The organism is Streptomyces sp. NPDC088354 (assembly GCF_044753585.1).
In the GTDB taxonomy this organism is placed as follows: domain Bacteria; phylum Actinomycetota; class Actinomycetes; order Streptomycetales; family Streptomycetaceae; genus Actinacidiphila.
This window is the reverse complement of the sequence record NZ_JBIVNJ010000033.1, coordinates 1-18,163: the sequence shown is the minus strand read 5'-3', so window position 1 is coordinate 18,163 and position 18,163 is coordinate 1. Positions and strand designations below refer to the sequence as shown.

The following is an 18,163-nucleotide window of genomic DNA, read 5'->3' as shown; positions in this document are numbered from 1 at the left end:
GGGGCACGACCGAGGGTACGACCGGGGGCATGCGCCGCCCCCGGTCCACGGACTTCCTAGGGTGTGATGCGCAGGGCGTCCACCATCCCCACCGAGGTGCTGCGGTTGACGATGCGGATGGTGTGCGATCCCCGGGTCAGTCCGCTGCGCTGCCAGACGGTCTGCTGCGCCTGCCGCGCGCCGGAGACCCGCAGGTCCACCGTCGACTGGAACGCGCCGTCGAGATAGACGTCGACCGGCCCCATGTCGCCGTTGCGTTCGGAGAGGTAGGCGACTCCCGTACCGGTGAAGGTGTACTGGGCCACGGCGTTCGCCGTCGTGCTGTGGTGGGTGTCGTCGTTGTAGTCGCCGTAACCCCGCCCGCTGGTCGGGTACCAGTTGCTGTCGTAGGTCAACTGGGTGTCGTTGACCATGGGGTTGGCGGTCTGCGCCAGACCCAGGGTGGAGGTGGTGCCGCTCAGCGCCTTCTCGCCCTGGTTCGCGGACCCGGTGAGCCGTACGGACGCGTAGGAGGACAGCGGCTTGGCGGTGCGCTCCACCACGTACACCTTCCCGGCGGCCGTGGGGAGGTCGAACTCGGTGGCGCTGGTGGTGAGCACGGTCGTGCCGCCGGAGACGTCACGGACCCTGACCTGCTGGCTCCCCCACGGGTTCACGATCCGCGTCGTGTTGCCGTACAGGCTCTTGATGCCGATGTACTTCACCTCGCCGGCCTCGCGCTCCGAACTGACCGTGAAGCCGCCCTTGGCCAGCAGGGTGAACCGTCCGGTGAACGAGGAGTCGCTGGGCACCGCGGGGAAGACCCGGATCTTGTCGTTGTAGGACTGGAGCAGCGACTCGTTGAGGGCGGTGAGGTGCACCCCGAGGTACTCGAAGACGCCGTTGGTGTTGTCGGTCATGCCGTTGGGATAGGTCTGATACTTGCGGAGCATCGTCTTCATGCCCTGGTAGGCCTGGTCGCCCAGCCCCAGCCGGGCCGCCTGCACGGCGTCGTTCGCCCAGACGTTGCCGTACGGGAAGGGACGGGCGTTGAAGGTGTTCACGGCCTTCTGCTGGTCCGGGAAGCCGATGCCGGTCCGGTCGTAGGGCCAGATGATCTCGGCCGCGACGTTCTCCCCGTTCCGGGTCTGCGCGAGCGGCGGGGTGTGCGGCAGATAGACGTCGGCGGTGGAGGGATAGGCGATCAGGTTGTCGACGATCCGCTGCCACTGCGACCGCAGGTCGGAGTCCAGGCCCAGGGTCTGGGACGTGCGGATCGCGAGGGGGAACAGGGTGCGCACGGCAGCGAGGTCGGTGATCGCGTTCGGCACGTTCCAGTACGTCTCGTGCGCGTTCGAACTCGCCACGTAGTACTTCCCGGACGCGGAGTCGTAGGACAGCTTGGCGGCGTAGAACTTCACCACGTCCCGCATGAAGGGGTAGGCGGTGTTCCGCAGGTAGGAGGTGTCGTTGGTGTACGCGTACTGGAGGTACATGTTGTACGCGGCCTCGGTGCCCGTCGACCAGATGTTCTTCGTGTAGTCGCTGTTGACGGTGCCCCGGGCGTTGCCGTCCCAGCCCATGGTCTCCGGCACCCACAGCCCGTCGACGCCGTAGCGGGTACTGGTGTACGCCTTCAGCGCCGCCGAGTTGCGGCTGTAGAGGCGGTTGAAGCCGGCCAGCAGATCGAGGTGGTTGGAGGCGAGGAAGGAGTTGTAGACGTCGCGCTGATTCCAGTACCAGTAGGCGTTGCTCCACTTGGTCTGGTCGCCGGTGGCGCGGAACACGCCGTTGATGAAGTGGAAGGGATTGGTCCCGTATCCCCCGGCGGCGATCATGTACGTGCTCAGGTAGTAGACGTTCTCCAGGTAGTCCGCGTCCCCGGACAGCCCCGAGTACTGCACGAACGACTTGCCCCAGAAGTCGTGCCACCAGGACGTGAAGTCGCCGAGCGTCGCGCTGTAGCCGCGGCTCTTGGCCGATGCCAGCGCGCGCTTCGCCTCGGCGACCGAGTCGTGGGAGGGCGCGTTGAGCCGGGTGCTGGCGGTGAACCAGATGGTGTAGCTGCGCGAGGGGGTGATCGACAGCCGCACGGTCCGTCCGTCGACGACCCGAGTGCTGTAGGCCGCTCCCTCCACCGTGGCCGCGAGCGTGTAGCCGAAGTTCTGGGGGTCGGACTGGCCGCGGCTGATTCCGGCGCCCGTGGAGTCGGCGTACGTCGAGACCGTCTTCCAGGTGTTCAGGTCGGGCACGTCCCCGCTGTTGCCCAGTTGGGAGACGTCCCACAGGCCCAGGTCGAGGTTGATCGCGGAGACGCCGGAGCGCGAGTCCTCGACGTGTACGCCCATGACCTCGGAGTTCGGCACGCCCATCACCGTCACCGTGCGATTGGCGTCGTACCTGGTGGTCAGGGTGCCGTCGTAGAGCGACAGGCGCTGCTGGTAGGTGCTGTAACCGCTCTCGAGCGCCGGGGTCGTGGACAGGTTGAGCATGCCGGCGCCGAACGCCGTCTGCTGCGAGGTGTCCACACCGGACACCTGCATGGTCAGCCCGTTGTTCTGCCAGGCCATCGCACCGGTACGGCCGTTGCCGACGGTGAGTCCGTGCAGCGGGTTGGTGTTGGGCCGGTTGTAGACGAGGTCGTGCTGGGACAGGTAGGCGGCGCGATCCACGTTCAGGGCTCCGGTGGCGGAGTCGAACGCGGCGTCCGTCGGTGCCGCCGCTGCCGGGGCCGAGAGGCCGACGGCGGTGGCGGTCATGATGCAGACGGCTGCGAGCGCGGCTCGCACGAGTCTGCGCAGTCTCATCGAATGCCCTCCCTGCTGGTGGGGGTGACGACCGGTGCGGGACAGCGCGAGGCTGGAGCGCTACCGGTCGACGTCGAGCGAGATTGATCGGATGACTGGGCCGGACTGCTGCTACGGCGCACTCGCTCCCCGCGCCATACGCGGGCACGGCGAAGCGATGCGCCGATCGGGACACATACAACGGAAATACCAGAGCAGGGCGCGCGAGACTGTTCAGTCCCGAAGCGCCGACGGCAAGCGGGGGGTACGGCGTGCGGGAACAGCACGACGTCGGCATGGCCGCGTCAAGGGAAGTGAACATCGGATGTCTTGACGGGTCAACACTCAGCGCAAAACGTCCGGCCGAAATCGTCGGCCGGACGTTTCGCCGTCTACGGCGCGACGCGCGTGGACCCCGGCCTCAGCGACCCCGCAGCAGCGGCGGAGCACACCTGCTGTCCGGTCGACCGAATCGCGTTCACGCGTCGAGGGCGTAGCGGACTTCGGTGCGGGCGGCGATGAATCCGGCGCGCTCGTACAGCCGGTTTCCGCCGCCGGGCTGTCGGCGTCCACTTCGATGCTCGCCCGGTCGAAACCCGCGTCCTGTGCGCAGCGCAGTGTGTGGGGATGAGTGCCCCGGCGACGCCTCGCCTGCGATGTGCGCGGCGGGTCGCGAGGGTCATGGTGTGCGCGTCACGGACGCCGGTCGCCTCGGTGTCCGCGTCCCAGGAGAAGGTCAGCAGCATGCCGACGGCGGTGCCGCGGTCCGCATCGCGCAGCAGGAAGCTGAGGCCAGGGCGGAAGGCCGGCCAACCGAGCCACGCGCGCCACTGCTGCCGCGACGTCGGGACCCCGGCTCAGCGGACGAGGAAGGCCTCGTGCCTGATGACGATGAACTCGGCGTCGTTGTCGGCGGAGTAGCCCTCGAAAACGAGGCCGTCGGGCGTCGGCACGTCGACGACGGCGGCTCCGAGTGGATGCCGCAAGTGGGAGTACCAGCGCACGGGCGTCATGCCTGCGGCCCGGTAGCGGGCGAGCGCGCTGTCGTTGCGCGCGTTGTTCCGGACGTCGACGGCGAGCCGCGGGCGGGGGTGATGGATCACGTGCAGCGCCTTCGCACCCGCGATCCCTGCGGACAGCGGCTCCGCACCCGAGTCCGCGGCGGCGGTGGTCCGGGTGCACGCCTCCGCTGACCGTCACCCGGTGCACCCCTTCGGCGCGCCGACCGTGCCGCGGTCGAGGTCGAGGTCGAGGTCGATCAGAGGGGCGTTGATCTGGTCGGGGCGTCCTCCTCGGAGTAGTACTCACCGAGAGTGTCGACCGCCTCGATCGCGTGGAGCAGCCCGGCCAGGGCGGCGGCGTCCGTCGGGACGATCGGACGGCGGGTGAGACCCTGCGAGGTCAGCGGTCGTGGGCCGACCCCTAGGGGTGGCTGGATCACGATGTCACCCCGGTTTCCGTCGGCGCCTGCGCATCTCATGGCCCGACTGCGCTGTCCGACTGGCCTCGGCGTCGGCCGCCCCGCGACAGCATCGTCGCGGGGCCGGCCGGGGCCGCTCAGCCGAGGTAGAAGTCCTTACGGGCGGCGACGAACGCCTCGATCGACTGGGCGGGGGTGCCCGTCACGCGCTCGACTCCGTCGGCCGTGCGGTCGTAGCGGTTGCCCCGGTGCAGCCGGGCCATGATGGCGACGTGCTGTTCGATGTGCGGCGGCATCCCCAGCTTCGGGAGTTGGGCCTCCCACCGCTCCGGAGGCACGTCCGCGTACGTCACCGGCCTGCCCAGAGCCCGGGAGAATTCCTCGGCCAGCTCCGTCATGTCGACCGCGCGCGGCCCGGTCAGCTCGTGGACCTGCCCGATGTGGGGAACCGGATCGCGGAGCACAGTGGCCACGACCCGGGCGACGTCGTCCACGGCGACCGGCGAGGTGCGCCCGGTGCCGAACGGCAGCGCGATCGTGCCGTTCTCCTGGATCGACCGCGCCGCCATCGTCGTGAACAGCGGACTGTCCAGGAACGCCGTCGGCCGGATGTGCACCACGGGCAGGCCCGACCAGTCGAAGACCTGCTCCGCCAGCCAGTGCAGCCGCTGCTGGTGCGACTCTTCCGTGCTGGTGGCGGTCATCTGCGACACCGTCATCTGGGACAGGTCGACCAGGGCTTCCAGCGTCCCGTACTCCTTCGCGACGGAGGCCACCACGGTCGCCGCCAGCAGGTGATCCGGCGACACGCGCATCGCGAAGTACATCCGCGTCACGCCCTGCAGCGCCGCCGCCACCGTCTCGGGCCGGGTCAGGTCGCCGACGACGACCTGCGCGCCGAGCGTCCGCAGCTCGGCGGCCCGCTCGTCCTCACGACGGACCATGAAACGCACCGGCACGTCCTGAGCACGCAGGTGCTCGAAGACCGTGCGGCCCACGCCGCCGGCACCGGGGACAAGGACAAGGTTGTTGTCGACCATCGGGCGATCTCCTTCGAATGGGGCAGGCAATAGGTGAGTTGAGGTGTGATCAGTGCGTCAGCGGAACCGTCGGCCCCGTGGTGCCGCCGTGGGTCCGTGCGGCGATTCCGCACGTCATGGCGGCTCTTCGGGCTCAGGCGGTCCGGTGCTGGGGCTCGGCGGCCCCGGCGGCCCTGGCAGGAGCCTTGCCCGGCAGGAAGACCAGCACGACGACCGCGCCGATCAGGGCGACGGCTGCGGACCCGGCCGCCGTGAGGTGCATGGCGTGGATGAAGGCGTCGTGCGCGGGCTGCACCAGGGCCCTGCCGGCCGGTCCGAGCTTCTCGGCGACGGCAAGGGTGGCCTGGACGGATTCGCCTGCCGCGTGCCGGTCGGGGGTGGGCAGTGCGTCGAGGTGGCCGTCGATGCCGTTGCGGTAGGCGGTGGAGAGGAGCGACCCCAGCACGGCGACGCCCATGGCCCCGCCGACCTGCCGGAAGGTGTTGCTGACCGCGGATCCGGAGCCGGCCTTCTCCCGCGGCAGCGACGACATGATCATGACGGTGGCGGGCGGCATCACATGGGCCATCCCCGCGCCCATCAGGAAGAACAGCACCTCCAGCACCCAGATGGGAGTGTTCTGGCCGAGCAGCAGGAAGCCGGCGAAGGCCATGGCGGTCAGGACGAGGCCGGCGGCGCACACCGCTCGGGCGCCGAAGCGGTCGACGACCAGCCGGGCCCGCGGGGCGAAGAACATCTGGGAGGCGGCCAGCGGCAGCACGAGCAGTCCGGACTGCAGGACGCTGTAGCCGCGCACGCTCTGGTTGTAGAAGACGCTGAAGAACGTGACGCCCATGAGCGCGAAGAAGACCAGGCCGATGGCGGCGACGGAGGCCGAGAACCGCCGGTTGCGGAAGGAGGCGACATCGAGGGCCGGGTGGTCGCTGCGGGCCTCGTACACGACGAACCCGGCGAGGACCGACAGGCCGGCGAGAATCGTCGCCCAGGCCTCGGGCCGGGTGAAGTCACCCAGCTGGCCGCCCTTGATGATGCCGTAGACCAGCACCGCCAGACCGACGACCGACAGCAGCACGCCGACCGGGTCGAGCCTGCCGGGCCTGGGGTCCTTGGAGTCGGGGACGATCGCCACCATCGCGACCATCGCGGCGACCACGATCGGCACATTGACCAGGAAGACCGAGCCCCACCAGAAGTGCTCCAGCAGGACGCCACCGGCGATGGGGCCGGCGGCTATGGCGAAACCGACCACACCGGTCCAGATGCCGATGGCCTTGGGCTGCTCCTCGGGCTCGAAGACGTTCATGATGATCGCGAGCGTCGCGGGCAGGATGAAGGCGCCGCCGAAGCCCATCACGGCGCGGAAGGTGATGAGCTGCCCGGAGGAGTCCGACAGCGCGGACAGCACGGATCCCACACCGAACACGGCCATGCCGAAGAGCAGCACCTTCTTGCGGCCGAGCCGGTCACCCAGCAGACCCGCGGTGAAGAGCAGTCCGGCGAAGACCAGCGTGTAGGAGTTGACCGCCCACTCCAGCTGGCTCTGGGTGGAGCCGAGACCGGTGGGAGCGGGCTGGGCGATGGTCTTCATCGCCACGTTGAGGATCGAATTGTCCAGCATCACCACCAGGAGGCTGAACGCGAGCACGGCCAGGACGGCCCAGCGCCGGCGGTGGACGACCTCGGAAACCCTTTGCCGCCGGGCGGGCGGCACGAGTGGCGTGGACTCCTCGGGCATGGACTCCTCGGGCGTCGAGGGCTCGGCGGGAGTGGGCGGTGATGCCACGGGGCGTCTCCAGTGTGCTCGATGGCTCTGCGATGGCCGGGCGGGAACGGCCGGCTACGACGGCGGGGAAACTTCAGGCCCTGCCTGACCTGCGGAGTGTCGCCTCGCCGACGAAAATAGATGTCGTCATCAGACTAAACACGGGATAGGATAGATGACAAGCGACAGTTATTTAGGAGAGTGATCCCGTGGGCCGCGCGTCCAAGGCGCAAGCGCAGGAGAACCGGCAGTACGTCGTGGCCACGGCCTCCCGGATGTTCCGCGAGAAGGGCACGGCGGTCAGCATCGCCGACCTGATGAAGGCTTCCGGGCTCACCCACGGAGCGTTCTACAAGCAGTTCGCCTCCAAGGAGGACCTGGTCGACAAGGCCATCGCCCACGCCTTCGAGGATCCGGCGGCACACTTGCCGGCCGGGTTGGAGGAGCCCTCCGGGGACCACGAAACCGCCCGCCGCACGCTGATCGACCGATACCTCTCGATCTGGCACCGCGATCACGCCGGGGACGGCTGTCCCGTCTCCGGATTCGCCGCCGACCTGGGGCGCGAGCCCGAGCAGGCCGCCCGCTCTCAGCACATCTACATCAACGGGGTGCGGAACCGGGCCGCCCGTCTGGCCACCGGTGACGACGACGGCATGGCCCAGCTCTGCACCATGGTCGGTGCCCTCGTCCTCGCCCGCGCCACGCGGGGCAACCCGATCTCCGAAGAACTGCTGCAGGCCGCACGCACGGCTCTCGAAGGAATCGACTCCGGGCAGTCCGCGCCACGGCACCGCACGGACTGAGCGGAACCGGCTGACGGGGCGGCCGCCCGTCGCGGGCCGCGCATGGTGCGCAGCGCGCCGTCCGGCAGCGGCCGCAGGAGCTCGTGGTTGCGCGGAGGTGCGGGGCGACGGGACGCGTTTCGGCCAACTCGGAGAAGTCGACGAAGGCCGACAACTAAAGCGCGACGGACGGTGGTTTAGGGCTTCGGAGGGGCGCAGCGCACCTCCAGCGACGTGATCGACAGTCAGCAAGGAGCCTTGTCCATGACCCGAATGAAGAAGTACGTAGCGGCCGCGGTGACAGCGGCGGCGGTGACAGGGGTACCGACGGTGGCGCACGCGCTGACGCCGGCCCAGGCGCCGGGCAAGGCGGCGGCTCACATCACCGCCGGCGCCACCGCTCACGCCGTGAAGGCCGAGTCCGCCCGGATCGTGCGGCCCGGCCAGCGTGTCCACGCGGCGGCGGGTGTGGAGCTGTGGCTCACCAGGGACGGCAAGCACTGGACCACCCCCGACATGCCCGAAGGCCAGTTCCGCAGCGTGGTGGACGGCAACATCGACCCCCACGAGCCCAGCGTGGAGCTGCAGGCCGAAACGGTGGGTGACCAGTTCTTCCTGTCCGGGGTGTACGTCGCCCCGGACAGCGCGGCCAAGGTCGAGGTCGTGACCGACGACGGCACGGTCACCGGCACCGTCGTGCGGCTGCCGGGACACCCGGGCTGGGGCGCCTGGTACGCCACCAGCCCTGTCCCCAGGCCGCTTCCGGCGCCGATCGGCCGCTACTTCCACAGCGTCACCGTCCTCGACGCCGCGGACCACCCCCTGGCCACCCTGACCATGCCGTAACGGGCGAGACCGGGCGACGACCGGGCACTGCCCTGGTCACCGCGCGAACGGATTCCGGGGGCCCAGCAGGGAACTGCCGGGCCCCCGCCTCGTACGGCAACCCTGCGATCCGACCGGCAAGCGGCACGGAGCGGATTCCGGACAGGCCCGGGGCCGGGCCCGATGGCAGACCTTCACGCGGTTCCACCACCACGGCCGGGCCGATCCTCATGACCGCTGCCCGGCCCGTGACACGGCCCGCGGAACGGCTGTCCACGTCAGGTGCCTACTATGCGATCAACCGGCAGCCTCTCACTCCCGCGGCGAGAGGCCACCAGCCATGAGCATCTTGTGAGGAATCGCCATGAGGCGTTCGATCGCTGCTTTCACCGCCACCCTGGCGGTCGCAGGCACCGGTGCCTGCACCGCAACCGCTGCGCACACCGAACCGAAGGCATCCGCGACGGCCCTGGCCCTGGGCCCGAAGGCGTGCGCGAACGGTATCTACCAGTGGTTCAACGTAGAGCGGCCCATCCGGCTCTCCGCCCTCTCCGATGTGGAGACCCTCGGCAAGGGCGGCGGCAAGTTCAAGCAGCTCGAACACCGGGTGTCGTGGCCCGAGACCGCCGTGTCGTCACGTGGCCCGGCGCTGCCGTCTCGTGATGTGTTGTTCTCCCTGGCCAAGTTCGTCGGTGAGGCCCAAGAAGGCGACGAAGCCGCCGGTTTCGCCTTCGCCGAGGTTGGCAGAGAACCAGATGACCCCAACGCAAGCCGGGCCATCTCGTCGGAGGGGGCAGGCCGCTTCGTGATGTACGAGGAGACGTACGTCGTAGAAGCGGACTTCCGGTACACATGCCCCCACGCCAAGACCGTGACCACCGGCCATGCGAAGAGCTGGACCGTCGAGGGCGGGGGAACCCTTGAGTGCGACACGCGGATCGTCGTCGACGGCAGGGCCCAGCCCGATCCGGCCGCCGCTCGCGAAGCCGCACGCCTTTCTTGCGGCCCGAAGTCGATTGCCGCGCGGGCCCCGGCGGCTGCCGGACGGTAGGCCCCGGGTGAAGCAGGGTCCGCGCGGCACCTCATGCGAGGGCGCAGGCTCGCGGTAGGGGCGAGGACGGGGCGGCTCGCCGGGGAGGTACGCGCTGGTTCCGGAACGCGATGCCGGCGAGCCGCTACCGGTGCGTCTACCCGCAACGCGGCAGGGCAGCGCAAAAGGGGTGGGGTTCGCGGCCCTGCCGGCTGCACGAACCCCACCCCTGGACTGAGCGGTGTCAGGTCACCATCGGTACCAGCGGCGACGTCCGCCACCCTCGGCGGCCCGGAAGACGAACCCGAGCAGCCACACCACCAAGACGATGATCGCGATCCACCACAGCGCCTTGAGGGCGAACCCCGCGCCGAACAGGATCAGGGCCAACAGCAGAACAAGCACCAAAGGAACCATGTCATCAACCTCCTGACCCCGCGTCTGCCCCGCCCAACGGTCGCTATGCGCAGCACCCTGGGCAACGGCGAAGCGGACCGAGCGCCGCCCGGCGACGGGCCGAGGGCGCACCGGAGACGGTCATGCGATCAGGGACGCGGGCGGAACCCGTACCCCCGGCAGGCATCCGTCGGCCAGTCCCGGTGCCCTGTCCCGGCCGGGACGACCGGGCGGCGGCGCGGCTCCGCGTCAGCGAGCGCTGGTGGTCTCGATGTCGGCGATGTGGTCGTACCGCTCCAACAGCACGAAGAGCTTGGTCTTCTGCGTCGTCGCCCCGCTGCCGAAGGTCAGGGTGACGACGACCTCGTGGCCGTTGCCCACCGCGCCGTTGTCGGTCACCTTCCACTGCGCGGGGACGTTCTGGGCCCGCAGGACGCCGTCCGCGCCGTTGTCCTCCTCCCAGGCCGCCAGCCGCTGGGCGAATTCGGTCGTCAGGTAGTGCTTGCGCAGCGCCGTGGCCAGCGTGCCGTCCGGGTCCTCGTAGTCGCCCTTGGCGTCGATGTACGCGCCGTAGAAGTCCGCGACCCGGGTCACCGCTTGGCCGGTCGTGCCGCTGACCGACCCCGGCGCGGCTGCGGACACCTTCGCGGGGGCGGTGACGGACGCCTGTGCCGAGGCGGTGAGCCCCACCGGCAGGGCGACGGCGGCGACGAGGCCGGCGATCAGTGCGGTGCGGCGGACGTGCTTGCGGGCGGTCGTATTGCTGTTCATCAGTGTGTTTCCCCGATTTCGACGGTTGCGGAAGTGCGTCGCTGTGTGCGGGGCGGCGTCCTCGACCCTCGTGGTGCGGGGGCGGCTCCGGCGACACCAAGAGCATCGGCGGCGTCGCGGTCCGGGTACAACGGACGGCGCCCCATCCGCAACGGTGGAACCATCCCAGGCCTGTTGACCTCTCCTTATAGGGAGTGCCTGGGATGCCGTCCTGGGACGCGAGACGGGGAGAACCGGTGTCGACCCAGGACGAGGTGGAGGAGTTCGCGGCCCTGCTGCGGCGTCTGAAGGCTCGCACGGGCCGCAGCTATGCGGCACTCGCGCGCCGCCTGAACATGAACGCCTCGACGCTGCACCGTTACTGCGCGGGGGACGCCGTGCCGCTCGGCTTCGCGCCCGTGGAACGGTTCGCCGCGATGTGCGAGGCCAGTCCGGCCGAACGGGTCGAATTACACCGGCGGTGGGTCCTGGCGGTGGCGGCCCGGCAACGGTCCCGGACGGCGACGGATGCCGCACCGGAGGTCGCCGGAGCCGGCGAGGGCCCTTTGTCCGACGGGACGGCGGAGCGGGTGTCCGCGGCAGAGTCCGACCCGTCCTCCGGCCCGTCGCCCGAAGCCCGGCAGATTTTCGCGGAAGCCCGTACCGGCTCGTCGCGCGAGCACGACGCAGCGTCGCGCCCCGCATCACGAAAGCCCTGGCACAGGCGGCGCTCCGTGGTCACCGCAGCTGTCGTGACCGCGCTGATCGCCACCCTGGGCGGCCTGTCCGCCCTGCCGTCCGGCTACTCCTGGACCACCGGCGACAACCGGGGCCAGGCGTCCGGCAAGGCGACCACGCAGACCGTCGGCGCACGGCACGGCTCCCCGGCTCCGTCCGCACCCGCCTTGGGCGAGCACCCGTCGAGCCCGTCCGCGCAATCCTCCGCCCATGCCTCCCCCACCGCCCCGCCCCTCACATGGACCGTGGACTCCCAGCTCTGGGCGGTCGGTTGCATGCACGACTACGTCATCGACAAGGCCCCCGAGCAGGTGCCGCCGCCCCCGGCCCCACAGGACGCCGCCCCCTGGGCGCGTACACAAGGCGCTGTGCACGGCGGCCAAACGCTCGTCGCCATCTCCGTGCAGGGGCGGACGGACGCGGCCGTCGTCCTGGAAGCGCTGCGGGTCCGCGTCGTAGGACGGGCCGCCCCGGTGAAGGGCACCGTCTACTCCACAGGCCAAGGCTGCGGCAGCGACATGAGTCCTCGCTCGTTCGCCGTCGATCTGGACATGGACCGGCCGATCGCCCGCTCGGTCCAGGGCAGTGAGGCGGGAAGGACGATCCCGGCCAGGCGCATGCCCTACCGGGTGTCCTCGAAGGATCCCGAGGTGCTGCTGGTCGACGCCCGGACCGCGGGCTGCGACTGTCGCTGGTACCTGGAACTCGACTGGTCCTCGCAGGGCCGTACCGGCACCGAACGCATCGACGACCACGGTCTGGCATTCCGCACCAGCGGCATCAAGGGCCTGCCGCGCTACTGGTACGCGAGGCAGGGCTGGACCCTCCTCGACAGCTGAGCAGGACCAGCCGCGCACCCGACCCATGGCGAGGGGGCGGGCTCAGGCTACTGGCCCCCCTGGACCATCCCGGCGTAGACGCGCAGGTCGGCGCGCCTGGTCGGCACCTTCCACCGACGGAGGGCTTCCGTGGCACCGGATGGCAGGGCGACCTCGTCCTGGTCGGCGAAGAAGCGCAGGACACGCTGCTGCACGTCGCTCAGGTCGCCGAAGGAGTGCGGCAGTTCGGCGGGATCGCCCGCGAAAACCAGCCCGAACAGCATCCGCGCCGTGCAGTGCCTGTCATGGAACCCTTCGACGCCCGTACCGGCCGCCGGCCCGGCGAGCATGTCATCGACCGCCTGGAGCGTCGTGGCCTCGGACGTATCGGCCAGGGCCATCGCCGCGAGACCGCGGTAGGAGCCGCTCAGGAACGACATGGTCGCGGTCTTCCCGGGCGGCCGGGCGACGACCTGCGCCAGCGCGTCGACGACGGCCGGGACGGCGATGCCGAACCGCGTCAACGCGAAGGCGGAGGCCCAGCGCAACTCGGCGATCGGGCTGTCCAGGTAGCGTCCGATGAAGGGGACGGTCGCCGGCTCGCCGAGCAGGCCGAGAGCGACCAATCCCGGCCGAGCGTCCGCCCCGCCCGTCAGGGCGTTTAGGGCTTGCGGGCCAGGAGGCAGGCGTGCGGTCGGTTCACGCGTCCGCCGGGCTCCTGCTCCAGCCTCGCGGTGACGACGAGTCCCGCCTGTTCCAGCAGGTCGACCATGCGGTCCAGGGGCAGGAGGTACGACTCGTAGGACACGGGACGGCCATAGCCGTGCGTCGGCTGCAGCCGCTCATTGCCGACATAGTCTCCCCAGAGCAGGTGGCCGCCGGGCGCGAGCGTGCGGTGGAACTCGGCGAACACATCCGGCAGCCACTGCGGGGGCGTGTGATGGGTGGAGTACCAGGCCAGGATGCCGCCGAGCTCGTCGTCGGTCATCTCCAGCGCGGTCATCGAGCCCTCCGTGAACCGCAGGTCCGGATAGGCGTGCCGGGCCAGCCCGACCATCTTCGGCGACAGGTCGACGCCGAAGGCGGACACCCCCAGCCCGGCCAGGTGCGCCGTCACACGTCCGGGGCCGCACCCCAGGTCCGCGACCGGCCTCGGACCCGCCGTCCGCACCAGTTCGGCGAATGCCGCCAGCATCGCGCGTGACAGCGGGTCCATCTCGGCCGGAGGCGGGACGCGTTCGACGTAAGCGGCGGCGACCGTGTCGTACGACTCGCGGACGGCGCTCAGAAAGGAGGGCTCAGCCATGCGCGCGACCCTAGACCAGGCAACCGACAGACAGGGCACGTCCTTCAGCTGACCTGCGCGACATCCACCGCCGCCGACATCCGGCCGTCACACCACGCCGCTCAACGTCTGCCGTCACGGCAGGGCGTCCCGGGCCGCTGCCGGGCCGGGGGTGGATCACGGTACTGATGACCACTCAATCGCGCCGGTCTACTCGTAGGGCCGAATGGCCACCATGACATCCATGTCGAAGGCGTTCGTCCCCGCCGCGGACGGCAGGCCGAGGACCCGGTCGGGCACGCGCTTCAGGGGGCCGCAGCCACTGGTGCCCGGGGCGGCGAACTCCACGTCCTGGGCACCGAAGGCGGCGACCAGGGGGTCCTGGGATATGACGCGGGTGGGATCGGTGTCCTTGAGCACCAGGTGGACCGCGTCCTCATGGTCACCCACCGAGCAGCCCGACGACGGCAGGGCCGGCAGCCCGTGCACCCAGCCTATGGCGAACGTGATGTCGAACTCGCCGCGCCGGGTGTCGTCCGACAGGAAGTCCGAGTAGCCGCCGTACTGCGGAGTCAGGGTCAACGGGGTGCGTGCCACCTGGATCGGCGCGGCGGCCATCCCCCCGAAGACCTGGCGGAACTCACCGTCCACACGGCCTTCGGCGAAGGCGATCTCCATAGGTTCGGTGAGCGGCTCGTCGACGGCGCCCATGCGCAGACGGCCCGTGGCGTGCATGACCTCGCAACGCCAGGTGCCGGGGTCCGCGTCCGGGGGCAGCTCGTCGACACTCGGGCAGGCGGAGAAGTCGAAGTCCGGGAGATCCGCCGCCCGTTCAGCCCCGTGCGCTGGTGCGGCGCCGAGGGCAAGACCGGCGAGCAGGGCTCCCGCGACAGCACTTGTGAAGCGGCGGACGCCGCGATTCAAGGTCATTCGGTTCGGTGTCATGCACCACAGCATTGCAGAAATTCCTCTGCAGAGGAAGCTCTGCAGAGAAATGGCTGCCATCCGGATAGACTGTCGCCATGACGAACGAGCGGAGAGCGGAAGCCGCAGGGCGGCACACGGTCAACAGCCCCGAGGTGCTCAAGGCGCTCTCGCACCCCCTGCGTCTGCGGATCCTGCGCCACCTCGGCGCGGTGGGCCCGGCCACCTCCACCACGCTGGCCGCCGCTCTCGGCGAGAACACCGGGACACTCAGCTACCACCTGCGCATGCTGGAGCGCAGTGGCCTCATCGAGGACATCCCCGAGCGCTCCACCGGGCGTGAACGCTGGTGGCGCGGAGTGCGCAGCCTCGACATCCGCAGACCGCCGCAGGATGAGCTGACGGAGGCCGAGCGCGTCATGTCTGCCGAACTGGACCGCATGAGGATGGAGGAGGACATCGAGCTCGCCCGGCAGTTCACCGCCGGGCAGGCGGAGTCCGAGGGCTGGATGCGGGGCTCACGCAGCCTCATCCACCTCACGAAGGGTGAGCTGGACGCATTCCACGACGACTATCTGGCCCTGCTCGCGCGCTATGCCCGCGGGCCCGAGGACGACGCCCCCGACGACGCACGACCAGTACTCCTCCGCTGGTTCGGCCTGCCCGCCGACTGACCGACTGCCCGCTGCCCGCTGCCCGCTGCCCGCCGAACGTCCGACCGGCGCCGGATGCGTGGGGCGCCGGCCACAATGATCGACATCACCACTCCCCGCGTCGCTGCCTGCTGACACACTGTGGACCTCTCCTCGGCCGCCCTCCCCCAGCAACGGCGGCCGGTCAGCCACGACCATGGGAACTCCCTTCACATGCTGCAGGCAGTCTTCGCCGGCCACGGACGCTTCATCGCGTTCGCCGTACTCCTGACCCTCGTGGCACTGGCGGCCACCTACGCGTGGGCGCGCCGTAGTCATCCGCGTCCGTTGACGACCAGTTGCTTCGCCGGCAGCACCGTCGCCGTCCTGCTGCTCACCTTCTGGGGATCCGGAAGCGGATACGTCGGAAACTGCACCGTCAACCGCCAGATGAGCGAGGCGTTCCTCAACGATCAAGGGCTGCTCAACGTCGCCTTGTTCGTCCCCCTGGGCTTCTTCGGCGCCCTCGCGCTCCGGCAGCCCGTCGCTGTCGCCTTGGGCGCCAGTGCGCTGAGCCTGACCATCGAAGTCGTCCAGGGCACGGTGCCCGTGGTGGCGCGCGTCTGTGACAGCTCGGACTGGGTGGCCAACTCCACCGGCGCCGTGGCGGGCGCGGCTCTGGGCTGGGCGCTGACGGCTGCGGCGACCCGTACGCGTGTCCCGGCCTGGCGGGGAAGCCCCCGACCGTTCGCCTGGTCCTTCGCGGGAGTACTCGCTGTCGACGCGCTCGCCGGATTCCTGCTGATGCAACTGCTCTTCGTCGACGCCACGAGCGTCCAGTACGGCAGCTCCGAGATGCGCAAGGCCGCCCAAGCGCGGGTCCGCGAGGCCTTCGGGACGCAGCTCACCGTCCGAAAGGTGCAGTACCTTCCCGGAGAGAAGTTCCTCGCCGCAGTGGTCGGCAAGGGGTCACTCACCATGAATTGGCCGGACGACGGGGAGTTCAGTGCGTACTTCCCCGCGTACGAGCAAGGCGTGGACCCCTCCCTCGTCGGCTCCGTACCGGTCGCCGACGGCCTTCCCGCCCCCAAGAGCGAGCAGGACGCCCGCACGATCGCCACGCACTACGTGCAGCAGCGCTTCCCTTGGGCCCTGCCCGGCTCGCGGATCGCCAGTTCTCCGGTCGCCGGTGGGCGGCGGGGATGGAGCGTCAGCTGGCGGCGCACCGTCCACGGAGTCCTCATGCCCATGCGACTCGACGTGGAGATCGACCGACTCGGCCGGCTCTCCGGCCTCCTCGTACGAGAAGTCGCCGACCCCACCCATGTACCGGCTCCCAAGCTCACCGAATCACAGGCCAAAGCCGCCGCGCACCACACCCCCGACTTCGTTCTTCCCCCGGACATCACCTTCGGAAAGGGCACCCTCGCCCTGGAGCAACAGGACGGAACGTGGCACACCGTCTGGCTGTTCCCCACCGGAATCGGCGACGAAACGGGCCAGGTCATCGGAATCGACTCCATCACCGGACAAAACGTTCCGATTCGAACGCAGAACGGCTGATCAGTGGGAGGACACGCCTGCCGGTTCCGTGCCGGATCAAACGGACGGCCGCGGCCAACAGGGCACGGCCCGCCGCCCGGACCGGTTCGACACCGGGCGGGCGGGCCGCCGCCGAAACCGGATGGCCGGCAGCCCGCGGCCCCGGCATCCTGACCCCATGGGAGACAGAGCCAACGTCGTCGTGGTCCGCGAGAACGGCACGCATGAGCTGTACCGGACCGGCTGGGCCGTCGGGATCGACCTCGACCTGCTCGACGGGCCGTCGGCGTTGCTCGCCATGCTCCCTGAACTCCACCAGGACGGCTGGTGGTTGGACGACATCATGGCGCAGGGCGGAATACTGCTCGACCTCGGCCGGAAGATACTGCTGTTCTTCGCCTGGGAGGGCCCGAGCGCCGAACTTCGCCACCGCGCGGCCGCGTTCGACCTGATCCGGGCGGCGTGGCCGGGCTGGGAGGTTCGCCGGCTGTACGACGGCGCCGCCGAGCTGCGCGAGCACGTCGGGCTGGACCCGGAGTACGTCCGCCGCCGCGACCGGGACCTCTCCTTGGCCCCGCTCCTCGCCCCCGGCGACGAGGATCTGGCGTGGCCCGACCCGGGCGGTGTCGTGATCACGGTCGGCACCGACCGCTGCCACGTCGCCTCCGACTGCTTCGACCACCCCGTCCGTGAGGGCATCGCCCTGCTCGACCGTCTGGCAGAGGCTCCGGGGCACGGAGTCTGCCGCCTGCACGTCAACTCCGGCATCCACCTCGAGCCGGAGCGCCGGGCTCTGGGCTGGTGGACCCTGTGGTCCTCCCCGCACGCGTACCAGATACCGGACTTGTGGCCGGGCTGGACCGTGGAGTTCTGGCAGGACGACTGGGAACGGCACGTCAGGGCCTGCGGCCGGTTCTCCCCGGCGCCGTTCGACGACGGAGAGGAAGCAAGGGCCACGGTGCTCGCCCTGGCCGGGGAGCGCCGGGCCGCTCGGGCAGCCCACCGTGCCCGACCGACCCGCCTGCCGGCCGCACCGGCTCGTCCCCAGGAGGGCTGACCGAGAGGTGCCGGCCTGTCCGTCCCCCGCTTGCAGGTGCGGGGACGGCCCCTTGCGAGTGCCGCCGGAGCCCCGCCACCACCGGCCGCCGCGCGGCCCGCGGGCATGCGGGGGGGACTCGTCAGTGGCGCCGCGGGGGGGGTGCCTCTATGTCCTTCGTCAAGCCTGTGCTGGTCAGGCGGTGGCTGTTGCGGAAGGGCGCGGTTTGTAGAAGGTCCCGTCGCGGAGCATGGCGAAGAGGACGCTGATGCGTTGGCGGGCGAGTCGGAGGAGGGCCTGGGTGTGGGTTTTGCCTCGCTCTCGGCAGCGGTCGTAGTAGGCGCGTGACGGGGGGTCGTGGAGGGCGGCGAACGCGGACAGGAACATGGCGCGTTTGAGTTGCCGGTTTCCTCCT

17 protein-coding genes and 1 pseudogene are annotated in these 18,163 nt (G+C 70.2%); 7 read left to right on the top strand and 11 right to left on the bottom strand.

Going from position 1 to position 18,163, the window contains the following annotated elements; translation table 11 throughout:
• Window positions 1–56 precede the first annotated feature (56 nt).
• From ACIP98_RS32635 to ACIP98_RS32615, 5 genes are all read right to left on the bottom strand, one after another.
• Window positions 57–2,786 (bottom strand): glycosyl hydrolase family 95 catalytic domain-containing protein, encoded by a 2,730-nt coding sequence (locus ACIP98_RS32635; protein WP_401979364.1) that lies wholly within the window; start codon window positions 2,784–2,786, stop codon window positions 57–59.
• Window positions 2,787–3,622: 836 nt separating this feature from the next.
• On the bottom strand, window positions 3,623–3,868 hold the full coding sequence (locus ACIP98_RS32630; RefSeq protein WP_401979362.1) for a hypothetical protein: 246 nt from the start codon (window positions 3,866–3,868) through the stop codon (window positions 3,623–3,625).
• Window positions 3,869–4,023: 155 nt separating this feature from the next.
• Window positions 4,024–4,206, bottom strand: coding sequence for a hypothetical protein (locus ACIP98_RS32625; RefSeq protein ID WP_319664102.1), 183 nt, complete (start codon window positions 4,204–4,206; stop codon window positions 4,024–4,026).
• Between the two features lie 116 nt (window positions 4,207–4,322).
• Window positions 4,323–5,225, bottom strand: coding sequence for an NAD(P)H-binding protein (locus ACIP98_RS32620; RefSeq protein ID WP_401979361.1), 903 nt, complete (start codon window positions 5,223–5,225; stop codon window positions 4,323–4,325).
• Window positions 5,226–5,358: 133 nt separating this feature from the next.
• Window positions 5,359–6,960 (bottom strand): MFS transporter, encoded by a 1,602-nt coding sequence (locus ACIP98_RS32615; protein WP_401979449.1) that lies wholly within the window; start codon window positions 6,958–6,960, stop codon window positions 5,359–5,361.
• A 236-nt stretch (window positions 6,961–7,196) separates the two neighbouring features.
• Between ACIP98_RS32615 and ACIP98_RS32610 the strand changes: the two genes are divergently transcribed.
• From ACIP98_RS32610 to ACIP98_RS32600, 3 genes are all read left to right on the top strand, one after another.
• Window positions 7,197–7,793 carry a TetR/AcrR family transcriptional regulator gene (locus ACIP98_RS32610; protein ID WP_401979359.1) on the top strand — a complete coding sequence of 199 codons (597 nt, stop codon included), beginning with the start codon at window positions 7,197–7,199 and terminating at the stop codon, window positions 7,791–7,793.
• A 243-nt stretch (window positions 7,794–8,036) separates the two neighbouring features.
• Entirely contained in the window at window positions 8,037–8,618 is a 582-nt protein-coding gene (locus ACIP98_RS32605) for a hypothetical protein (protein WP_401979358.1), read from the top strand.
• A gap of 343 nt (window positions 8,619–8,961) precedes the next feature.
• Complete coding sequence (locus ACIP98_RS32600; protein WP_319664106.1) at window positions 8,962–9,648, top strand: hypothetical protein; 687 nt, start codon at window positions 8,962–8,964, stop codon at window positions 9,646–9,648.
• 228 nt (window positions 9,649–9,876) lie between these two features.
• Here ACIP98_RS32600 and ACIP98_RS32595 read toward each other — a convergent pair whose 3' ends face one another.
• Together ACIP98_RS32595 and ACIP98_RS32590 are read right to left on the bottom strand one after the other, a co-directional pair.
• Window positions 9,877–10,044 carry a hydrophobic protein gene (locus ACIP98_RS32595; protein WP_319664107.1) on the bottom strand — a complete coding sequence of 56 codons (168 nt, stop codon included), beginning with the start codon at window positions 10,042–10,044 and terminating at the stop codon, window positions 9,877–9,879.
• Window positions 10,045–10,272: 228 nt separating this feature from the next.
• Window positions 10,273–10,794, bottom strand: coding sequence for a hypothetical protein (locus ACIP98_RS32590; protein WP_401979355.1), 522 nt, complete (start codon window positions 10,792–10,794; stop codon window positions 10,273–10,275).
• A 236-nt stretch (window positions 10,795–11,030) separates the two neighbouring features.
• Between ACIP98_RS32590 and ACIP98_RS32585 the strand changes: the two genes are divergently transcribed.
• On the top strand, window positions 11,031–12,350 hold the full coding sequence (locus tag ACIP98_RS32585) for a helix-turn-helix domain-containing protein (RefSeq protein ID WP_401979354.1): 1,320 nt from the start codon (window positions 11,031–11,033) through the stop codon (window positions 12,348–12,350).
• 47 nt (window positions 12,351–12,397) lie between these two features.
• Here the strand turns inward: ACIP98_RS32585 and ACIP98_RS32580 are convergent, their stop codons facing one another.
• The 3 genes from ACIP98_RS32580 to ACIP98_RS32570 all read right to left on the bottom strand — a co-directional run bounded on the left by ACIP98_RS32580 (window position 12,398) and on the right by ACIP98_RS32570 (window position 14,559).
• The gene (locus ACIP98_RS32580) at window positions 12,398–12,955 is read right to left on the bottom strand and encodes a hypothetical protein (protein WP_401979353.1); all 558 of its coding nucleotides are present in this window, start codon (window positions 12,953–12,955) and stop codon (window positions 12,398–12,400) included.
• 35 nt (window positions 12,956–12,990) lie between these two features.
• Complete coding sequence (locus tag ACIP98_RS32575) at window positions 12,991–13,635, bottom strand: class I SAM-dependent methyltransferase (RefSeq protein WP_401979351.1); 645 nt, start codon at window positions 13,633–13,635, stop codon at window positions 12,991–12,993.
• A gap of 189 nt (window positions 13,636–13,824) precedes the next feature.
• A complete protein-coding gene (locus ACIP98_RS32570) occupies window positions 13,825–14,559 on the bottom strand; it encodes a hypothetical protein (RefSeq protein ID WP_401979349.1) in 735 nt (244 codons plus the stop codon).
• 77 nt (window positions 14,560–14,636) lie between these two features.
• Here ACIP98_RS32570 and ACIP98_RS32565 point away from each other — a divergent pair, with 77 nt between their 5' ends.
• The 3 genes from ACIP98_RS32565 (at window position 14,637) to ACIP98_RS32555 (ending at window position 17,769) form a co-directional block, all read left to right on the top strand.
• Entirely contained in the window at window positions 14,637–15,212 is a 576-nt protein-coding gene (locus ACIP98_RS32565) for an ArsR/SmtB family transcription factor (RefSeq protein ID WP_401979348.1), read from the top strand.
• 192 nt (window positions 15,213–15,404) lie between these two features.
• Entirely contained in the window at window positions 15,405–16,733 is a 1,329-nt protein-coding gene (locus ACIP98_RS32560; protein ID WP_401979346.1) for a VanZ family protein, read from the top strand.
• 157 nt (window positions 16,734–16,890) lie between these two features.
• On the top strand, window positions 16,891–17,769 hold the full coding sequence (locus tag ACIP98_RS32555) for a hypothetical protein (protein WP_401979345.1): 879 nt from the start codon (window positions 16,891–16,893) through the stop codon (window positions 17,767–17,769).
• Window positions 17,770–17,943: 174 nt separating this feature from the next.
• Here the strand turns inward: ACIP98_RS32555 and ACIP98_RS32550 are convergent.
• Window positions 17,944–18,163 (bottom strand): annotated as a pseudogene (locus tag ACIP98_RS32550) (IS110 family transposase); the annotation flags it as partial.